This window comes from Methylomonas montana (assembly GCF_030490285.1).
In the GTDB taxonomy this organism is placed as follows: Bacteria; Pseudomonadota; Gammaproteobacteria; order Methylococcales; family Methylomonadaceae; genus Methylomonas; species Methylomonas montana.
Genome location: NZ_CP129884.1, coordinates 1,978,377 through 1,998,074, shown reverse-complemented (window position 1 = coordinate 1,998,074; position 19,698 = coordinate 1,978,377). Strand labels below are relative to the sequence as shown.

General features: G+C 51.2%; 14 protein-coding genes. 6 read left to right on the top strand and 8 right to left on the bottom strand.

What is annotated here, in order from left to right; all coding sequences use genetic code 11:
* Window positions 1-9: 9 nt before the first annotated feature.
* Together map and glnD are read left to right on the top strand one after the other, a co-directional pair.
* Window positions 10-774, top strand: coding sequence for a type I methionyl aminopeptidase (map, locus tag QZJ86_RS09290; RefSeq protein WP_301938396.1), 765 nt, complete (start codon window positions 10-12; stop codon window positions 772-774).
* Window positions 771-3,416 carry a [protein-PII] uridylyltransferase gene (glnD, locus tag QZJ86_RS09285; RefSeq protein ID WP_301938395.1) on the top strand — a complete coding sequence of 882 codons (2,646 nt, stop codon included), beginning with the start codon at window positions 771-773 and terminating at the stop codon, window positions 3,414-3,416. The genes map and glnD overlap by 4 nt, the downstream gene beginning before the upstream one ends.
* A 5-nt stretch (window positions 3,417-3,421) precedes the next feature.
* Here the strand turns inward: glnD and QZJ86_RS09280 are convergent, their stop codons facing one another.
* Entirely contained in the window at window positions 3,422-4,645 is a 1,224-nt protein-coding gene (locus QZJ86_RS09280) for a UbiH/UbiF/VisC/COQ6 family ubiquinone biosynthesis hydroxylase (RefSeq protein WP_301938394.1), read from the bottom strand.
* Window positions 4,646-4,895: 250 nt separating this feature from the next.
* Between QZJ86_RS09280 and QZJ86_RS09275 the strand changes: the two genes are divergently transcribed.
* The 4 genes from QZJ86_RS09275 to QZJ86_RS09260 all read left to right on the top strand — a co-directional run bounded on the left by QZJ86_RS09275 (window position 4,896) and on the right by QZJ86_RS09260 (window position 13,427).
* Window positions 4,896-10,430 carry a glutamate synthase-related protein gene (locus QZJ86_RS09275; RefSeq protein WP_301938393.1) on the top strand — a complete coding sequence of 1,845 codons (5,535 nt, stop codon included), beginning with the start codon at window positions 4,896-4,898 and terminating at the stop codon, window positions 10,428-10,430.
* Between the two features lie 97 nt (window positions 10,431-10,527).
* On the top strand, window positions 10,528-12,267 hold the full coding sequence (locus QZJ86_RS09270; RefSeq protein ID WP_301938391.1) for a sulfite reductase subunit alpha: 1,740 nt from the start codon (window positions 10,528-10,530) through the stop codon (window positions 12,265-12,267).
* A 181-nt stretch (window positions 12,268-12,448) separates the two neighbouring features.
* Window positions 12,449-12,844, top strand: a complete 396-nt coding sequence (locus QZJ86_RS09265; protein ID WP_301938390.1) for a bacteriohemerythrin — start codon at window positions 12,449-12,451, stop codon at window positions 12,842-12,844.
* A gap of 13 nt (window positions 12,845-12,857) precedes the next feature.
* Window positions 12,858-13,427: an alpha-ketoglutarate-dependent dioxygenase AlkB family protein gene (locus QZJ86_RS09260; protein ID WP_301938388.1), complete on the top strand. Its 570-nt coding sequence runs from the start codon at window positions 12,858-12,860 to the stop codon at window positions 13,425-13,427.
* A 48-nt stretch (window positions 13,428-13,475) separates the two neighbouring features.
* Here QZJ86_RS09260 and nqrM read toward each other — a convergent pair whose 3' ends face one another.
* The 7 genes from nqrM to QZJ86_RS09225 all read right to left on the bottom strand — a co-directional run bounded on the left by nqrM (window position 13,476) and on the right by QZJ86_RS09225 (window position 19,681).
* Window positions 13,476-13,676, bottom strand: coding sequence for a (Na+)-NQR maturation NqrM (gene nqrM, locus QZJ86_RS09255; RefSeq protein WP_301938387.1), 201 nt, complete (start codon window positions 13,674-13,676; stop codon window positions 13,476-13,478).
* An 87-nt stretch (window positions 13,677-13,763) separates the two neighbouring features.
* A complete protein-coding gene (gene nqrF / locus QZJ86_RS09250; protein WP_301938386.1) occupies window positions 13,764-14,984 on the bottom strand; it encodes an NADH:ubiquinone reductase (Na(+)-transporting) subunit F in 1,221 nt (406 codons plus the stop codon).
* A 10-nt stretch (window positions 14,985-14,994) separates the two neighbouring features.
* On the bottom strand, window positions 14,995-15,603 hold the full coding sequence (gene nqrE / locus QZJ86_RS09245) for an NADH:ubiquinone reductase (Na(+)-transporting) subunit E (RefSeq protein WP_301938385.1): 609 nt from the start codon (window positions 15,601-15,603) through the stop codon (window positions 14,995-14,997).
* Window positions 15,603-16,271, bottom strand: a complete 669-nt coding sequence (locus QZJ86_RS09240; RefSeq protein ID WP_301938384.1) for an NADH:ubiquinone reductase (Na(+)-transporting) subunit D — start codon at window positions 16,269-16,271, stop codon at window positions 15,603-15,605. The genes nqrE and QZJ86_RS09240 overlap by 1 nt, the downstream gene beginning before the upstream one ends.
* Window positions 16,272-16,279: 8 nt before the next feature.
* Window positions 16,280-17,143: a Na(+)-translocating NADH-quinone reductase subunit C gene (locus QZJ86_RS09235; protein WP_301938383.1), complete on the bottom strand. Its 864-nt coding sequence runs from the start codon at window positions 17,141-17,143 to the stop codon at window positions 16,280-16,282.
* Window positions 17,136-18,335, bottom strand: coding sequence for an NADH:ubiquinone reductase (Na(+)-transporting) subunit B (locus tag QZJ86_RS09230; RefSeq protein ID WP_301938381.1), 1,200 nt, complete (start codon window positions 18,333-18,335; stop codon window positions 17,136-17,138). The genes QZJ86_RS09235 and QZJ86_RS09230 overlap by 8 nt, the downstream gene beginning before the upstream one ends.
* The gene (locus QZJ86_RS09225) at window positions 18,335-19,681 is read right to left on the bottom strand and encodes a Na(+)-translocating NADH-quinone reductase subunit A (protein ID WP_301938379.1); all 1,347 of its coding nucleotides are present in this window, start codon (window positions 19,679-19,681) and stop codon (window positions 18,335-18,337) included. Before QZJ86_RS09225 ends, QZJ86_RS09230 begins: the two co-directional genes overlap by 1 nt.
* Window positions 19,682-19,698 lie beyond the last annotated feature (17 nt).

The window sequence follows — 19,698 nt, the reverse complement described above, 5'->3', positions numbered from 1 at the left end:
CACCTTCTGATGACAATTATCATTAAAACTGCCGACGAAATCGAAAAGATGCGCGTTGCCGGAAAACTGGCCGCCGAAGTACTGGAAATGATCGCTCCACACGTAGTGGCGGGGGTCACTACCGAAGAACTAGACCAAATTTGTCACGATTACATCGTCAACGTTCAGCAAGCGATTCCGGCACCATTAAATTATCGCGGCTTCCCAAAATCGATCTGCACCTCCATCAATCAGCAGATTTGTCATGGGATTCCCTGCGATAAAAAATTAAAAAACGGCGACATCGTTAACATCGACATTACCGTGATCAAAGACGGTTATCACGGCGATACCAGCAAGATGTTCTGCATCGGCGAAGTGAGTCCTCATGCAAAACGATTAGTGGACATTACGCGTGAATGCATGTTTCTAGGCATAGAAGAAGTCAAACCCGGCGCTCGACTTGGCGATATAGGCCACGCCATCCAAAAGCATGCGGAAGCTAATCGTTACTCCATCGTTAGAGAGTTCTGCGGCCACGGCATCGGCAAAAAATTCCATGAAGACCCCCACGTCATGCATTTCGGCAAGCGCGGCGACGGCGCCGTGTTGGCACCAGGCATGATTTTCACAATCGAGCCCATGCTCAACATCGGCAAGCGCCACATGAAGATTCTTGCCGACGGCTGGACTGCGGTCACCAAGGATCGCAGCCTATCCGCGCAATGGGAACACACCATTTTGGTGACCGACACCAGCTACGAGATCTTGACACTGAGACAGGAAGAGTTGTGAGTCACCCGCTGTTTACGGAAAATGACTTCCTGAACTGTTTCGGGGATGACAATCCGGTTATTTCATTCAAAAACGCTATTATCGAGGAAAACGCGCATTTAAAAATGCGCTTCAATCCCGACCAGGCGACGGTCGGCTTACTCACCGAAAAAGCCCATTTCATCGACAATCTGTTGACCGCCTGCTGGCGGCATTTTCTTGACAAGGCCGCCCAAAAACACAGCCTGATTGCGACCGGCGGTTACGGCAGAAACGAATTATTTCCGCATTCCGACATCGATATTTTGGTATTGCTCAGCCCCGCCAACCCCAGTGACTATCAACACCAATTATCCAGTTTCTGCAATTTCCTCTGGGACATCGGCCTGAAGCCCGGATTAAGTACCCGCGACATATCCGAATGTCTGTTAGCCGCGCAAGATGATCAAACCGTATTTACGGCCTTGCTGGAAATGCGCTTGATCACCGGCAATTCCGAACTATTTAGCGAACTAAAAAGCCAGGTCAATTCCGAAAAACTGTGGCCATCGGAACATTTTTTTCCGGCCAAGATGGCCGAGCAAGAAAAGCGCTACGCCAAGTATCACGACACCGCCTACAATCTGGAGCCCAACATCAAGGAAGGCCCTGGCGGCTTGAGGGATTTACAAGTCATCAGCTGGGTATTCAAGCGCCATTACAACGCCGCGTCGCTACGAGAACTGATTAAATACGGCTTTTTGCCCAAGTCGGAATACGATAATCTGATCACCGCCCGCGACATTCTCTGGCGCCTGCGCTTTGCCTTGCACAATCTCACCAATCGCTGCGAAGATCGCTTGATATTCGACTATCAGCGCGAGCTGGCTAGTCAATTCGGCTACATCGACCAGAACGACCAACCCGACGTCGAGCAGTTCATGCAGTTTTATTTTAAAACCGTCGTGGACATCGAACGCCTCAACGAGATGCTATTGCAACTGCTGAACGAAAGACTGATCAGCAATAAAGAAAGCCTGACGCCGGTCCCGATTACCGCTAATTTCTCCTCGATAGATGGATATCTGGAAGTCAGCAATAAAGATGTTTTCCAGAAACAACCGCTGGCATTACTGGAAATATTTTTAATCCTGCAACAATCGCCATCTCTGAAGGGGATCCGCGCCAGCACCATCCGCTTGATCCGTAAGAATCTGTCGCTGATTGATGCTGAATTTCGCACCAACAAACAGGCCAACCGACTGTTTATCGATATACTGCGTCAACCGCGCGGCATCACCAGCCAATTAAAGCGCATGAATCGCTACGGTGTGCTTGCCGCTTATTTGCCGGATTTTGCCAATATCGTCGCCCGGATGCAGTACGATTTATTTCATATTTACACGGTCGATGAGCATACCCTGTTTGTGATCCGTAACTTGCGTCGATTCTCGCTAGCTCGGCATAACAAGGAACTGCCTTTTTGCAATAATATTTTTCTACTAATCGCCAAGCCGGATATTTTGTATATAGCCGCCTTGTTTCACGACATCGCCAAGGGACGTGGCGGCGACCATTCCGCTCTAGGCGAAACCATCGCGCGTAGCTTTTGCTTACAGCACGATTTATCTACTCACGACACCAAGGTAATCACCTGGCTGGTTCGCAACCACCTATCGATGTCGATGACTGCGCAACGCAAAGACATCAGCGACCCGGACGTGATTCACAACTTTGCGCTGCAAGTGGGTAGCATCGAATATTTGAATTACTTGTATCTATTAACGGTAGCCGACATCCGCGCCACCAATCCGAGCCTTTGGAACGCCTGGAAAGACGCATTATTGAAAGAGCTGTATATTTCCACCCATCAAGCTTTGCACCGCGGCCTGCAAAACCCCATCGCCCGCTCAGAACGCGTGCAAGAAAACAAAAAAGAAGCCAGCGACGAGCTATTGAAGCTCGGGATCTCCAAAACCAATATCAAACAATCCTGGCAACATCTTAGCGACGACTATTTCTTACGCTATTCTGCGGACGAAATCGCCTGGCACACCATCGCAATTGCCGCCTGCCAAGAAAGCGAATTACCGCTGGTACTACTACGCCCGCAAACCCAGCGCGGCAGCGCGGAAATTTTCGTTTACACTCGCAATGAAGCGCAAATTTTTTCGATTTGCACTGCAACCCTGGATCAGCTAGGACTGACGATTCTCGACGCTCGCATCATTACCACCGCCGATCAATACGTTTTGAACAGTTTCCAGGTGCTGGAACAATCCGGCGAAGCCATTAACGATCTCTACAGAGAAGTGCATATCTGCACATCATTACGCCACGGCCTGATTGCCAAAAAGGTTAAAACCTCGAAAAATATCCACAAGCAATCTCGGCAAGCGCGGCACTTTCCGATCGAAACCAGCATTACCTTTTTGGAAGATCCATCGCACAAACACACGATTATCGAGGTGATCACCACCGACCGCGCCGGCCTGCTGTCGACGATAGGCCGAGCCTTTACCGAATTGGACATCCAATTGCACGACGCCAAAATCACCACGATAGGCAGCCGCGCCGAAGATATGTTCTACATCACAGACCAGCAATCACTGCCGATTATTGACGAAGATCGACAGCAGCAGCTGCGCAACACCATACTGAGATATTTAGCCTTGAAAAGCTAACTGGTCTACTCTCGGGACAACAGGCTCTCACCGCGCGCTAATTTCGGCAAACGCCCCTCCAAACCCATCGCTGCCTTCATTACCTTCTTGCGCGCAGGGGCAATGCGTTGAGCCAATCCCAAACCGAAATTCCTGAGCAGTTTGACTGGCAAAATATCGTTACTAAACGACCGATAAAACACATCCATCAAGGTCATCATTTTCAGATTCTCGTTGCGACGCATGGCTTCATACCCCTGCAATACGGCCAGGTCACCAATGTTTTTGCCGCGCTTGCCGGCATCCACCAACACTTCCGCCAGGGCTGCCGCGTCCAGCAAACCGATATTGACACCCTGACCGGCCAACGGATTGATCATATGTGCCGCGTCACCCACCAAGGCAACCCCTTGTTTCACGTAACGCTGGGCATGCTGGCGCTTGAGCGGGAAACTGGCCACGCCCAATACTTGCTTAACCTCGCCCAGACAATCCGGAAACGCCGCCACCAACTCCGTCCGTAACTGATCGAAAGGCAAAGCTTGCAGGCGCCTAACCTCATCGGGCGATTGATACCAAACAATCGATCCGTAGTGACCGGTCAAAGGTAAAAACGCTTGCGGACCGCTGGAAACGAAGCGTTGCCAGGTAATATCCTGCTGCGGATAGGCGGTTTCTATATAAATCACCAGCGCGTGCTGATTGTAATCCCAACTGGTAACCCCTAAACCGACCGCCTGCCTGACCCGCGACTGGCCGCCATCGGCCGCCACCAACAGCTTGGCCTGAAGCACTCTACCGTCGGCCAGCAAAACTTCCGCCGCATGGCCGTCGTAATTAATTTTGCTAATCGTTTGCGGCATCAGCACTTGAACATTGTCGAAATTGGGCAGTCTATCCAATAACGCCAACTGAGTGATGCGGTTTTCGACGATATATCCCAGTTCCGGATAGCCAATATCGTCACTATTAAATGTCGTATCGCCAGCAGTCTCCCAAACTCGCATGCGCTTAAACGGGCAGCAACGCCGCGACGTCACGCCCTCCCAAGCACCGACGGCTTCCAGAATGTTTTTTGACGCGATGCTCAACGCGGAAACTCTTAAATCGTGCTGTTGTTCGACCGAAAACGGCTCCGGTAACTGCGCTTCTATCACGGCCACTTTCAGCTCGCTGCCGCCCAGACAACACGCTACCGCCGCACCAACCATGCCGCCGCCTACTATAACCACATCAAATTTTTCTTTCATATTTCGTCACAAAGTTTTAAAACAAGGGCCACACTGGCGAGCTACTGCTATCATGGTTCACGGAATGACAGAACAGCCTCTTCATGGTATGATTGGAAAGTTTCGCCAACTGAAATTCGGAAGTTATTCACCGGTTCCCGCCGCTTTGGACGACTCTAACACGCAGCAGGCAGAAAAACCATAAACGGCACTACCGGTAAGGAAAATACCGGGTAGCGCATTTAATCAGTAAGATAGGATCTGGATAGCAATGATTAAAAACGCCCAGAAAATTAACGCAGTACACATGCTTTACGACGCCGATTTATCCCAGGACAGCTGCGGTGTTGGTTTTATCACCCGCAAGGATAGCAAGCAAACTCACGAGCTGCTGGTCAAGTCGCACGAAGCCTTGTGTACCATCCCGCACCGCGGCGGCATGAGCGCCGAGGGTATAGGTGATGGCGCGGGCGTCAATATCGATTTATCTCTGAAGTTTTTCCGCAAGGTTACCGGCATTGCCACGCTGGAACTCGGGCAATTCGGCGTCGCCAATTTCTTCTTTCCGGAAGATCATGCCCATTACGACTCGGAAGCGCAGAAACTGGTAGAAGAGCATTTCCAGGAATTCGATCTGCCTATCATCACCTGGCGGGAAGTCCCGGTTGACAACACAGTATTGAATGCCGCCGCACTGAAAGCGCAATTACCGATCAAGCAAGTCATCTTCGGCCGCCCAACTGCGTTGCAACAGGCCAGCCATGTCGAATTCGAGCGGCATATTCAGTCTGCGCTACTGACCATAGAAGCCGACGGCTTTACCCGTCCGGAACTGAAAGGCTTTTATCCGCTGTCAATGAGCTCGCGCACCCAAGTTTATAAAGGCCGGTTGAATTCATTTGAAGTCATTCCATACTTCATCGACTTGTACGACGCCGACCATGATATCAGCACGCTGTTTTTCCACACCCGCTTCTCAACCAATACCGCGCCGGCGACGATGATGGCCCAGCCGTTCCGCTACATGGCGCACAATGGCGAGCTGAACACCGACAAGAAAAACCGTCTCAGCGAAAACGCCATCGCTCGGCAAAATAACAAACACGTGATATTTCCGTGCGGGCAATCCGATTCCGGCCGCCTGGACCAAACTCTGACTCGCCGCATCAACGAAGACCAGCTCGATATCGTCACCGCGATTCTGGCGATGATGCCGCCGGCTTGGGAAAACGATACCACCTTATCCGAGGATGTACGGGCGATGCTGGAATATTTCAGCCTGTACGAAGAGAAAAACGACGGCCCGGCCGCGTTGATCTTTAACGACGGCATCCGCGTCGGCGCCCGTCTGGACCGTTTGGGCCTGCGCCCCCTGCGTTCAGTGGAAACCGAAGAGTACTTGGCGGTGATGTCCGAAGCCGGCCAGATAGACTTTCCGCCCGAGAAGGTGCTCAGACGCGGCCGTATCGAAGCCGGCGGCATGCTGTATTTCGACCACGGCACCGGGAAATCCTATAATAGCCATCAAGTGATGGAGCGACTCGCCAAGGAAAAAGACTATAAAACCTTGCTGGCGCAAAGCTGCATCCACATCGGCGAGCTACCCAAAGTCGAACTAACGGAAATCGGCAACGACCACCAGTTAACGATCGACCAACGCCACACCGCTTATTCCTTGAATCAGGAAAGCTTTAAGTTTCTGCTCGATCCTATCCTGCAAACCGGCCTGGAGAAAGTCTCGGCGATGGGTTACGGCTTGACGCCAAATGCATTGAGTGCTGCCGAAGGCGGCATGTCGCGTTATTTCAGTCAACGCTTCGCTCAAGTGACTAATCCGCCACTGGATTCCTTGCGGGAAAGCGACGGCATGACGCTGCGCGTGGCACTCGGCGCCAAACCGACTTTTGCCCCGCACAACAGCAAGCAGTTGATGATCGAATCGCCGATTCTGCAGCGCACTCAGATCGAACAGATTCGCAGACAAAGCCAGGTAAAAACCGTTACGCTCGATATGCTCTATAGTCCGAATTTCGACAATGCGGCCGGGAACGAGCTGAATTTGGAACAAGCCCTGCAAGCCGTTTGCCTACAAGTTGAACAAGCCGCACGAGACAATACCGGCATCATCATTCTCAGCGACATCAATATCAGCAAAGACCAAGCCGCCATTCCGGCTTTGTTGATGATAGCCGCCGCCAACCAACATTTGGTCAAACACGGCTTACGCTTCAACAGCTCATTAGTCATGGAAACCGGTCAAGCTGCAAGCCCGCACGATGTCGCCACCATACTTGGCTTCGGCGCCTCGGCAATCTGCCCGCTCAGCGTCCACAACCGCGTCATCACCGAATATGCTGACCCTGCCGCGCAGCAAAAAGCGCTCTACAGTTTTCAAAAAGGCGTCGAAAAATCGCTGATGAAAACCATGGGCAAATTTGGTTTATGTACCGCGGAAAGCTATATCGGCGGCGAGTTTTTCGAATCCAACTACCTGGATACCGACGAACCCAAGTTAAAACCTTATTTCCCCAACATCAATGCTTCGGTGGGCGGGGTGCGCTATACCGACATAGCCGCCAGCGCCACCGAATGGCATCACAAGGCACTCTCGGTACAAAGCGAAAGCGATATTCCTTTCCTGGGTTTATTCAAAGAGCGTAACGAAGGCGCCGGTCACACCTTTGGCAACACTGCCGTTCGTGAATACATCAACATGACCGACGAAGCGATTCACTATATACCTCAGCAGCAAGCTGCTGAAGCTAGTGACACCGCTTATCTGGATTTTGGCTACGAGAAACGCACGCCGGCGCAAATCGACGCTTTCGGCATTACACCGGCTTACCGCAGCTTTACCCACAATTTGGCTCAGGAACGCGCGAACCGTCCGGCGGCACTGCGCGACGTGATGGAGTTTCCGGCCGATGTCAGCAACGCCAATAGCAAAGCCGATTTCGATCGACTGCTGGGCAGTCAGGATCTGTATGGCAACAACAACTACCTGATTCGTGGCCTGCAAGTCGAGAAAACCAACGGCGTAGTTTTCAATATTCGTTTTACCGAAAACTCCAGCAAGGCCCGTTTAGAGCAGTTAGCCGAACACTTACAGGTTCGCTTTGCCGGCAACGATTTTAGTTTGGCGATGGAAAGCGACGGCATCAGCCTACGTGTCAACGACAGCGAAAGTTCGCTATACGGCTATCTGAGCAATATCCGCCCTGCTCGTGCGCGTATTACGCTGGACAAAGTACAGCCGGCTCACGAGATCACCTCTACATTCGCGTCCGGCGCGATGAGTCACGGCGCACTGTTGGCTGAAGCCCACGAAGCCGTGGCGCAAGGCACCAACATCGCCGGCGGCATGAGCAACTCCGGCGAAGGTGGCGAACATTCCAGCCGTTTCGGCACTATTCGCTCCAGCAAAATCAAGCAGTTCGCGTCCGGCCGCTTTGGCGTTTGGGCCGGCTATCTGGCCGATCCGAATCTGGAAGAAATTGAAATCAAGATCGGCCAGGGTGCAAAACCAGGCGAGGGGGGCCAATTACCGGCACCGAAAGTGTCGGTAGAAATAGCCGCACTGCGTGGCGGCACACCAAAAGTCGAATTGGTCAGCCCCCCGCCTCATCACGATACTTATTCCATCGAAGACTTGGGTCAATTGATCCATGACGCCAAAGCCGCGCGCGTCCGCGTGGTGGTAAAATTGGTATCATCAGAAGGTATAGGCACCATCGCGGTCGGCGTTGCCAAAGCCGGCGCAGACGTGATCAACGTTGCCGGTAACACTGGCGGCACCGGTGCGGCAGCAGTCACCAGCTTGAAAAATACCGGCCGCTCGCCCGAAATCGGCATCGCCGAAGTGCATCAAGCCTTAGCCGCTAACGGTTTGCGCGACAAAGTCATCCTGCGTTGCAGCGCCGCTCATCAGAACGGTGCCGACGTGGTGAAATCGGCGATCTTAGGCGGCGACTCGTTCGAATTCGGCACCACCGCGTTGATGATGCTGCGCTGCGTGATGGCGAAAAACTGCAATATCCGCTGCCCTGCCGGTTTGACCACCGCCCACGAGGAATTCAAGGGCGACCCGCGCGTGTTGGCGCAGTTCTTCATGAACCTGGCTCACGAAGTTCGGGAAATCCTGGCCGACCTGGGTTACGCCAGTTTGAAAGAAATTCGCGGCAAAACCGAGCTACTGCATTTGATCGACCATCCAAGCATGGTCGGCCAAATCCATCTGCAAAAATTGCTGGCGGAAATACAAGAAGTCAAAATCGAAAAACCGGTTTATCTGGAAAAAGACTTTGCGGTTGACGATCTAATCTTCGCTCGGGTCAAATCGGCCTTGTTCGGCAAAGGCCAAGCGCAAGTGATCGTCGAAGGCAACGAGTTCAAGCTCAACAATCGCAACAAAACCGTTGGCGGCCAAACCGCAATCGACCTGGAACGTTTCCTGGCTTACGAAATCACTACCGAGCAAGCTGCTGCCAGCAAAATCGTTTACACCAACCAGCATGGCCGCCGCTACCTGGCCGACGACACCATCGTCGTCCGCACTCACGGCTCGGCCGGTCAAAGTTACGCAGCCTTCAACAATGACGGCATGCGCATGGAACATACCGGCACTTGCAATGACGGCGTCGGTAAAACAGCTTGCGGCGGCACCATCGTCATCAAATCACCCGGCGGCGGCTCCAAACTGCCCGGCGAGAATGTGTTGATCGGTAACTTTGCGCTGTTCGGTGCTTCCGGCGGCAAAACCTTCATCAACGGCGAGGCCGGCGACCGTTTTGCGGTACGTAACTCCGGCGCGATGGCCGTCGTGGAAGGCGTCGGCGACTTCGCTTGCGAATACATGATCAACGGCGCCGTATTAAACCTGGGCGGCTTCGGTAAAGGTTTCTGTACCGGCATGTCTGGCGGCAACGCCTATCAATACGATCCCGACAACCGCTTGCAGGATTTGTACGACGAGACCTCGGTAACGATACACAGCTTGACCGACGGTAGTGATGTTGACAACGACCCACAAGGAAGTGGGAAGTGTGGCAAATTGTCGGGAACAATTGCCGCCAGCCATGAACAATTTATTTTGTACATGCTGGAACAGCACGTCGAACACACCGGTTCGGAAAAAGCTAAAGCAATCCTGGCTAACTGGGTCAACGAGCGTCAGTACTTCAAATTCGCGTTACCACTATGGTTAAACCGTACCCAAACCGCCGAGTACTTGAGCAAAGCGCTGGATCGTAAGGCCATGATCGAAGAGTTGGCGGTGGCGTTTGCGCAAAAACAAATCGCGCAAATCAAACAGGCTTACAGCAATAATACGCCTTTATTCAACGGCGCGATTCCAGGTTACGGCGAAACCGATACCGATCTGACCTTGAAACTGATCAATAGTTATGCGGTAATCGATAGAGCCCAGCAAATCGCCCGTGACCAGCTTAACAAAGCCGGCCAAGTGCTAAGCGACGCATTGATCGACAAGTATGCTTACAAGTTGGTAATGGAACGCCCACGCAAACTGCAAGACGCGCTGATCAAAAATATTCGCGAAGCCTACAGCCAATACGACGACGGCCAACTCGCGGCGCTGATGGCCGAAAAACGCCTCAACGATTACAAGACCACGTTGATGCTGCGCGATGTCCAAAGCATCTACTCGATAGGCTCCACGGCCTGGATTATCGAACAGGACAGATTCAATCGCCAAGCTCTGGCCGGCGTACCGTCCATCGATAAAAACCTGGCTAGCCTGGAAAGCCTGTCTATCGTTAAAGACATGCTGGAAAGCGAGTCGGCTTAATCTGACGGCGGGAGCGCATGTCCTCCCGCCTTTTTGGATGGCAAGAATCAAATACAGTGACTGGACAGCCTGACATCTGTCCATAGATGGTAATGAAATGAAAGCACCTTTTATCCCCCAAAACGCTCCTTATAGTGATAACCAACGCGCCTGGCTAAGCGGCTTTTTCGCCGGCATGCACAGCCATATGATCCATAGCGCAGGCAGCGCCAATCAAGCCGATGCCCGCATTCTGCATATCCTCTACGGTAGTCAAACCGGCAATTCCGAATCCTTGGCCAACGATGCTGCCAATGCCGCGAAAAAACACGGCTTGCAACCGGTGGTTAAAAGCATGGACGAAGTGGAACTCGGTCAACTGCCGCAGATGCAATATCTATTGATCATCACCAGCACTTACGGCGAAGGCGCAATGCCAGACAACGCCGAAATGCTTTGGGACGCCGCCTGCAGCGCCGCCGCGCCGCGCCTGGAAAACGTCAATTATTCGGTATTGGCCTTGGGCGATACCAGCTATGATCTGTTCTGCCAGGCAGGCATCGATTGGGACAACCGTCTAGCGGCACTAGGCGCCAAACGGCTGTTCGACCGCGTCGATTGCGATGTCGATTTCGAAACCCCAGCCGAAAAATGGCTTAGTGAAGTGATTCCGTTAATGGCGGAAGGCGCTGCCACCGTCGCGGTAGTCGATACTGAAGCGCAAGCCGCGAAACCGGCTTACAACCGCAAAAATCCGTTCCCCGCCAAAATGCGCGTCAATCGCATCATTACCGCATTGGATTCGTCTAAGGAAACTCGCCATTACGAAATTTCGATTGCTGGCTCGGACCTCAGTTATGAAGCCGGCGATGCGCTGTGCGTGATCCCAAGCAATTGTCCGGATTTAGTGGCGCAAATCATCAAAGCTATCGGTTGCACCGGCGAAGAAGACGAACCGGTCAATGGCGAGTTGATGAAGCTGTCGGATGCGTTGCGCACTCATTTTGAAATCAAATTGCCTAGCAAGGAATTGATCGAAGAAATCGCCAGTCGTTCCGGCGATCAGGATTTGAATGCCTTATTGTTATCGGGCGACAAGGAAAAACTGGCGGAGTATCTCTGGGGCCGCGACATACTCGACCTATTGCTGCAATTCCCCGGCGTGGAATTTTCCGCCGCCGAATTCCTGCGCTTGCTGAAACCCTTGCAACATCGTGCTTACTCCATCTCGTCCAGCGGCAAAAAACATCCGGATAGCGTGCATTTAACCGTTGCCAGCGTGCGTTACGATGCCCACGGCCGCCAACATAAAGGCGTCTGCTCCACCTATCTGGCCGATCTGGTGAACGAAGACACCGATGTGCGGATATTCTTCACACCCAACAACCATTTCCGCGTCCCGGCCAACGATAGCTTGCCGATGATCATGGTCGGTCCCGGCACGGGTATCGCGCCGTTCCGGGCTTTCCTGCAAGAGCGCGAATTCCGTAAAGCGCCCGGCAAAAATTGGCTATTTTTCGGCGACCGTAATGCTGCTACCGATTTCATCTACCGCGAGGAAATCGAAGCGATGCAAGCCAATGGTTTACTGACCCGCCTCGACCTAGCATTTTCCCGCGACCAAGCCGAAAAAATCTACGTGCAGGACCGCATGAAGGAAAATGGCGCGGAGATGTATGCTTGGCTGGAACAAGGAGGCTATTTCTTCGTCTGCGGCGATGCCTACCGGATGGCGAAAGACGTCGACCAGGCTTTACATGATGTGATTCGGGTACACGGCAATAAATCATTAGTCGAGGCCGTCGACTACGTCAATCAGCTGAAAAAAGACAAACGTTACGTTAGGGACGTTTATTGATAATAAGGAATTTACTCGCTAAAGTAACTTCTCATTCGTTAGGAAGGCTCTGTATGCAGACAATTATGCCGCGCGAAGGCCTGCTTACAGGCCACCCTATTCACATCTAGCATTGAGGCATAAAATCTGCTTCCCTTATACGTTGCCTACGAACTTGTAAAAAATAATTAGCTAAACGTATATGACATTAATCGAAAAAACCCATATCCCAGCCGTCGGCCATGCTCTAATCGACAATGACCATGACGAGTTTATTAGCCTTGTCAATCAATTGGATAACGCCAGCAATGCCGACTTTCCGGTATTGTTCCAGCATTTATGTGCTCATACCGAACAGCATTTCGAGTGCGAAAATCAGTTGATGGCGCAATTCGGGTTTCCGGCTGAAACCGAACATAAAGGCGAGCATCAGCGGGTTTTGGGGGAATTCAAACAATTCAAAAGCCGGGTCGATAAAGGTCTGCTCACATTCGGCCGTTCGTTTGTCCGGGAACGCCTGCCTAGCTGGTTTATCCTGCATACCGCGACAATGGACAGCGCCTTAGCGGCGTATATAAAAAGCCAGAATCAAGTGTAATACGGAGCGTACGATGACGCTTTGCGCTGAGATTGAGGTTATCGAAGGATTCTACGAACCCGCCGAAAGCGAATACTTCTACCAACGCCTGCTGCGTGAGCAGGGCTGGCCGGATAACCGATATGAGGTCGGCGGTCGGCAATTCACCTTACCGCGCTTACAGACTTGGCACGCCGATCCTGGCATCCGTTACAGCTACAGCAACAACCTATTGGAAACGCGTTCATGGTCGCCGTTGCTATCCGACATTCGAAGCAAAGTTGAGAGTTACTTGAAATATTCGTTCAACTCGGTTTTGGTGAATCTATATCGAAACGGCAAGGATTATGTCGGTTGGCACGCCGACGATGAGCCGGAACTCGGCGCCCAGCCTTTTATTGTCTCGTTGACATTCGGCGCGGAACGGCCGTTCGCGTTCCGGCATAAAAAGTCTTCGCAACATGACAGTGCGTTATTGCCCAGTGGTGCGTTGTTGATCATGCGACCGAATTTTCAGCACCATTGGCTACATAGTGTTCCGATCGTTGATAAACTGACTGAAGGTCGAATTAATTTAACCTTTCGCAAAGTGATCGCCCCCTAAGTAATCAGCCAAGGGTTGGATTCGATCCATTTAACTCGGCAATTCCGCTTAAGGCTGTTCGACGGACATGGTATTGGCTTGAGCCTGGTCGGCTTCGAATTTCTTTCTTTTGTCGCACTTTTCGGTACATATGCAGTTACCGGTACCGCCGCACGATCCTTTAATCGCATTTCTACCGAATATCACGCCTATCGCCATCACGGCAATCACGATCAACATAAATAAAAACGTTGCTAAAAAATAACCCATTTCGTTCTCCTGTTTGCTAATCGCTAAAACGAAAAAACGAGGAGCAATTCGAAAATCGCCCCCCGTATTCATCTCAGCCTACTTAATTTAACCGCCGAAATCGTCGAGGAAAATATTTTCCGGATCAACACCGTTGGCGATCAACATATTGATCACTGAGGAGTTCATGATTGGAGGTCCGCACATGTAATATTCACAATCTTCAGGATTCGGATGTTTTTTCAAGAACTCTTCGAACAACACGTTGTGGATAAAGCCAGTGTAGCCTTTCCAGTTATCTTCAGGTAACGGATCGGACAAGGCCACATGCCATTCGAAGTTATCGTTTTCCTTGGCCAGCATATCGAAATCTTCAACATAGAACATTTCGCGTTTGCTGCGTGCGCCATACCAGAAGGTCATTTTACGTTTGGACTTCAGTCTGCGTAATTGATCGAAGATATGCGAACGCATCGGCGCCATACCGGCACCGCCGCCGATGAAGACCATTTCGTTGTCGGTATCCTTGGCAAAGAACTCACCGTAAGGGCCGGAAACGAACACTTTGTCACCTGGTTTCAGATTAAAGATGAACGAAGACATCTTGCCTGGCGGAATACCATCCGGCGCACCGGGAGGTGGCGATGCCACCCGTACGTTCAGCATGATTTCCTTTTCTTCGGGATAAGACGCCATCGAATACGCACGCAGCACAGGCTCGTTCACCTCAGACACATAGCGCCACAGATTGAATTTATCCCAATCCGGACGATATTCCTCGGCGATATCCATATCCGCATATTTGGAAACGTGCGGCGGACATTCGATTTGAATATAACCACCGGCACGGTAGTTAATGGCTTCGCCTTCCGGCAACTGTAACACCAGTTCTTTAATGAAAGTTGCGACGTTGTCGTTAGACTTAACGGTGCATTCCCATTTTTTAACGCCGAATACGCTGTCTTCGACTTCGATATCCATGTTTTGTTTGATGGATACCTGACAAGCCAGACGCTCGCCGTGCGCAGCTTCGCGTTTAGTAATGTGAGACTGCTCGGTCGGCAAAATATCGCCGCCGCCGCTGTGTACTTTGACTTTGCATTGTCCGCAAGTACCACCGCCACCGCAGGCGGAAGATACGAACAACTGGTTATCAGCCAGCGCCGTCAATAATTTAGAACCTACCGGTACATGGATTTTCTTTTCATGGTTGATCAGAATTTCCACATCTCCGGAGGCCACCAATTTGCTCTTGGCGCCGATGATCATAAACACCAGCGCAATCACGATGACCGTGAAGAAAATAACACCTAATGCAATTTCCAGCATTACGATACCCTTATAATTGAATTCCAGAGAAAGCCATGAAGCCCAGAGACATCAAGCCGGCTGTGATAAAAGTGATCCCTAAGCCTTGCAAAGCGGCGGGAATATCACTGTATTTGAGTTTCTCGCGCACGCCGGCCATGACGGTAATCGCCAAAGCCCAGCCGAAACCGGAACCGATGCCGTAAACCGCACTTTCGCTGAAGTTGTAGTCGCGTTCGATCATGAACAGACTACCAGCCAGAATTGCGCAGTTCACGGTAATCAGCGGCAGGAAGATACCCAAGGCTTGATACAAAGCAGGAAAGAACTTATCCAGGATCATCTCCAGAATCTGCACGATCGCAGCGATCATGCCGATACAGCTGAGCAAGCTCAGGAAGCTCAAGTCAACACCGGTAATACCCAGCCAGGCCAACGCATCTTCTTTCAGCAGGGTTTGATAGATGAAGTTATTGGCAGGCACCGTCAAGGTTTGCACCACCATCACCGCAATACCCAAACCCATTGCCGTGGAAATCTTCTTGGAAACCGCCAGGAATGTACACATTCCCAGGAAGAACGACAGCGCCAGGTTTTCGATGAAAACCGCTTTAACAAACAGACTGATATAGGCTTCCATTAGTGGTGCCCTCCTTCACCGTGAGCAATCGACATGATTTTGAACTCGTTATGTTCAACCTGTTTAGGTTTCCAGGTACGGAAACCCCAGATAATCAAGCCGATGATGAAAAACGCGCTTGGTGGTAGCAACATCATGCCATTTGGCACATACCAGCCGCCGTCTTTGACCAATGGCAACACATCAAAGCCCAGTAACTTGCCTGAACCCAAGGTTTCTCTGAACAGCGCGACTATCACCAGAATCAAGCTGTAGCCGAGACCGTTACCGATACCATCGATAAAGCTTTTCAGTGGCGGGTTTTTCATCGCATAGGCTTCGGCGCGCCCCATCACGATACAGTTGGTAATGATCAAACCGACGAATACCGACAGTTTTTTGCTGACATCAAACGCAAACGCTTTCAACAACTGATCGACCACGATAACCAGCGAAGCGATGATGATCATTTGTACGATGATCCGAATGCTGCTGGGTGTATGTTGACGCACGGCACTAATCGCCGCACTCGAACAAGCCGTTACGGAAGTCAAGGCCAGCGCCATGATCAGCGAGGTCGACATTTGCGAAGTCACCGCCAGCGCCGAACACACGCCGAGCACCTGCAAGGTGATCGGGTTGTTATCGACCAACGGTTCGAATAACACTTTTTTAGTTTCTTTATCCATGATAAGTCCTAACCGTTTGTTCTAATTTTGCTCAGATAGGTAGCGAAACCTTCAGCGCCCATCCAGTATTGGATCAGGTTGCTGACACCACGACTGGTTAATGTTGCACCGGCCAGACCGTCAACTTTATAGACCGAATCGGGACGACTGGCATCAACGCCGCCTTTGACCAAAGCCAAGGCTACCTCGCCTTTGTCGGAATAGACTTTCTTGCCTTTCCACAATGCGCGCCAGTTCGGATTAACCACTTCGCCACCCAGACCAGGGGTTTCGCCTTGATCATACAGGTTGATGCTTTGCACGGTTTGCGCATCGGGCTCTAAAGCCAGAAAACCATACATAGTTGACCACAGACCATAACCGTTGATCGGCAGAATGATCGATTGCAACTGATCGCCTTTCTTAACCAAAAACACTTTGGTGTATTTGGCTTTGAAGCGGATGCTGGCAATATCTTTCTCGACCGGAATGGCTTCGTTTTGAGCAGGATCTTTAGCCGCTTTGCGTTGATCGAATTCATCGACATTGATATTGTCAACATAATCACCGGTTTTCAGATCGACGATTTTGCTTTCGATTCTTTCGCTAAACGCCTGATCGATATCGGTACCCTCTTCCAGCAAACCGGCGACATCCAGAATATTTTTCTTCATATCCAACGCTTTGTTGTAGCCTTGCAGAGGTCGCAAAGCCACGGTAGCAAGCGATACCAGCACTGCACACACCAAGCACAAGGCCAGTGCTACATTGACGGTTTTTTCCAGGCTGTCGTTACTTAAAGCCAGAATTCGATCGGCATAAGCTCTGAACTGTTCGTAATATTTGCAGAGCTGCTCGTTATAGCTGCAGGTTTTTTTCTCGGCATTAAGCATGGCGTTTGATCCTTCTTCTAATATTTGCTTGAACAACAAAGTAATCAATCAATGGTGCAAACATGTTTGAGAAAAGAATGGCAAGCATCACACCTTCAGGGAAAGCCGGATTGATAACCCGAATGATGACGATCATCACGCCGATCATGGCACCGTAAATCCAGCGACCGGTGTCGGTCACCGCAGCGGAAACCGGATCGGTCGCCATGAACACGGTACCGAAGGCAAAGCCGCCCAATACCATATGCCAGTACCAGGGAATCGCGAACATCGGGTTGGTGTCGCTACCGATCACATTCAACAGGGTCGAGAAGCTAATCATGCCGATCAACACGCCGGCCATGATCCGGTAAGAAGCCACGCGGGTATACAGCAGGAATGCCGCGCCCAACAAACAAGCCAGAGTCGAAGTCTCGCCCATGGAACCCGGAATGAATCCGAAAAATGCCTGGAACCAACCAAAGCTGGCTTGGATCGCTTCCAAACCACCGGCGGAAGCCAATGACAGAGCAGTCGCGCCGCTGAAACCATCTACAGCTACCCAAACCGCATCACCGGAAATCGAGGCCGGATAAGCGAAGAACAGGAAGGCACGACCGGTCAGCGCGGGATTCAAAAAGTTTTTACCGGTACCACCGAACACTTCCTTGCCCAACACGATACCGAAAGAGATACCCAGCGCCACTTGCCACAAAGGCATGTCGGGCGGCAGGATCAAGGTATACAGCATCGAAGATACCAGGAAGCCTTCGTTGACTTCGTGTTTGCGTACGGTGGCGAACAATACTTCCCAAACGCCACCAACAGCCAAAGTAGTGATGTAAATCGGGAAGAAATACAGCATGCCATGCACTAGGCATGAGATCGGGTTGTAAGGGTTGTAACCGAACAAAGCCATGATCAGACTGCGCCAACCGTTGGTCTCTTCCAGCCCCATGCCTTTCATTGCCAAGTTAGCTTGGTAACCGGTGTTGTACCAGGCCATCAAGATACAAAACGCCGTGGCGATCACCACGAAGGTCATGGTGCGCTTCAGGTCGTTGCCGTCGCGAACATGAGTTTTACCGCGCGTTACATCGGATGGCGTGTAGATAAAAGTATCCACCATCTCATAGAGACCGTAATACTTCTCGAGCTTGCCACCCTTTGTAAAATGCGGCTCTATGCTATCTAATAAATCTCTAGCCGACATTATCCTTCCTTCTCGATTTTAGTTAAATTAGCTCTGAGCACAGGTGCGAAGTCGTGCTTGCCCGGATCGACAAAAGTGAACAAGGAAACGTCTTCCTCATTCAATTCCAGACAACCTAAAGACTGCGCGGTGTCGGTGTCGCCGACCACAATCGCTTTCAGCAACGGCGTGGACAATATATCCAGAGGCATCACGGACTCATAGACGCCGACCGGCACGATGGCCCGATTACTGCCGTTCTTATCGGTGGTCAACGGGAACAAGCGATTATCTTTACGATCTTTGCTGGACACATAGACATTCAGCGCCGAATATTTGTCTTTACCCGGAACGATCCAACCGAAGAACTCGCGTTCGCGACCTTCTTTAATGGCGGAGACTTGCAAACTGTAGGCACTCAAAAACGCCACCGGGCCAACAGCCTCATGTCCATAAAGGACGGAACCCGAAATTACGCGATTTTCAACATCTTGCAATTCACCAGCGACCAAATCGTCCAAGTTGGCACCGACTTTTGTCCGCACCAATCTAGGATTCTTGACGGTTGGACCGGCTAGAGACACGACGCGTTCGACATTCAGTTTGCCTGTGGCAAACAGCGCGCCGATAGCGATAACCGCTTGATAATCGATATGCCAAACAAATTTATGGATATTGACCGGGTCAAGAAAATGAATATGAGTACTCGGCAGGCCAGCAGGATGCGGACCTGAAAACTCGGCTACCTCAACAGCTTGATTGGCAACCACATCGGTACCTGTTGCCTTGCAAAGATAGGTTTTACCAGCAGTCAACTTAGCGATCACAGTTAAGCCATTAGCAAAGTCGGCAGAGCGTTCCTTGATAATGACAGCTGGATCGGCTGCAAGCGGACGAGTGTCCATGGCGGTAACGAATATTGAACTCGGAACGCTATCGACTGCAGGCACTTTGCCATAAGGACGAGTCAAGAACGAAGTCCACAAGCCCGAAGCCAGCAAATTTTCTTTGACCTGCTCCGGCGTCAAATTGCCTAGCTCGGCCTCACCGTATTTAGCAAAAGATTCTTGCTGATCACCTTGCAATTCGATCACGACGGACAACAAGGCACGCTTGTCGCCGCGGTTAATCGCTTTAACCACCCCCGCGCCAGGCGAGGTAAAGTTGACGCCAGGATTTTTCTTGTCGGAAAAAAGCGCTTGCCCCAGTTTGACCTTATCGCCTTCGGCGACCAACATTTTTGGTTTCAGATCAACATAATCGACACCCAAAAGGGCAACCGACTTGATGCTGTTACCATCGCTTATCTTTTGTTCGGGCCCGCCCGTGATAGGCAAATCCAAACCTTTCTTAATAGTAAATTGCATAGTGAATACGCCTGCTC

What these genes read in the sequence shown, in the direction of transcription:
- nqrM (WP_301938387.1), bottom strand. Translation starts at nt 13,676, where the DNA reads ATGGGTTATTTTTTAGCAACGTTTTTATTTATGTTGATCGTGATTGCC.
- nqrE (WP_301938385.1), bottom strand. Translation starts at nt 15,603, where the DNA reads ATGGAAGCCTATATCAGTCTGTTTGTTAAAGCGGTTTTCATCGAAAAC.
- QZJ86_RS09265 (WP_301938390.1), top strand. Translation starts at nt 12,449, where the DNA reads ATGACATTAATCGAAAAAACCCATATCCCAGCCGTCGGCCATGCTCTA.
- QZJ86_RS09260 (WP_301938388.1), top strand. Translation starts at nt 12,858, where the DNA reads ATGACGCTTTGCGCTGAGATTGAGGTTATCGAAGGATTCTACGAACCC.
- QZJ86_RS09280 (WP_301938394.1), bottom strand. Translation starts at nt 4,645, where the DNA reads ATGAAAGAAAAATTTGATGTGGTTATAGTAGGCGGCGGCATGGTTGGT.
- QZJ86_RS09230 (WP_301938381.1), bottom strand. Translation starts at nt 18,335, where the DNA reads ATGTCGGCTAGAGATTTATTAGATAGCATAGAGCCGCATTTTACAAAG.
- nqrF (WP_301938386.1), bottom strand. Translation starts at nt 14,984, where the DNA reads ATGCTGGAAATTGCATTAGGTGTTATTTTCTTCACGGTCATCGTGATT.
- QZJ86_RS09240 (WP_301938384.1), bottom strand. Translation starts at nt 16,271, where the DNA reads ATGGATAAAGAAACTAAAAAAGTGTTATTCGAACCGTTGGTCGATAAC.
- QZJ86_RS09235 (WP_301938383.1), bottom strand. Translation starts at nt 17,143, where the DNA reads ATGCTTAATGCCGAGAAAAAAACCTGCAGCTATAACGAGCAGCTCTGC.
- map (WP_301938396.1), top strand. Translation starts at nt 10, where the DNA reads ATGACAATTATCATTAAAACTGCCGACGAAATCGAAAAGATGCGCGTT.
- QZJ86_RS09275 (WP_301938393.1), top strand. Translation starts at nt 4,896, where the DNA reads ATGATTAAAAACGCCCAGAAAATTAACGCAGTACACATGCTTTACGAC.
- QZJ86_RS09225 (WP_301938379.1), bottom strand. Translation starts at nt 19,681, where the DNA reads ATGCAATTTACTATTAAGAAAGGTTTGGATTTGCCTATCACGGGCGGG.
- QZJ86_RS09270 (WP_301938391.1), top strand. Translation starts at nt 10,528, where the DNA reads ATGAAAGCACCTTTTATCCCCCAAAACGCTCCTTATAGTGATAACCAA.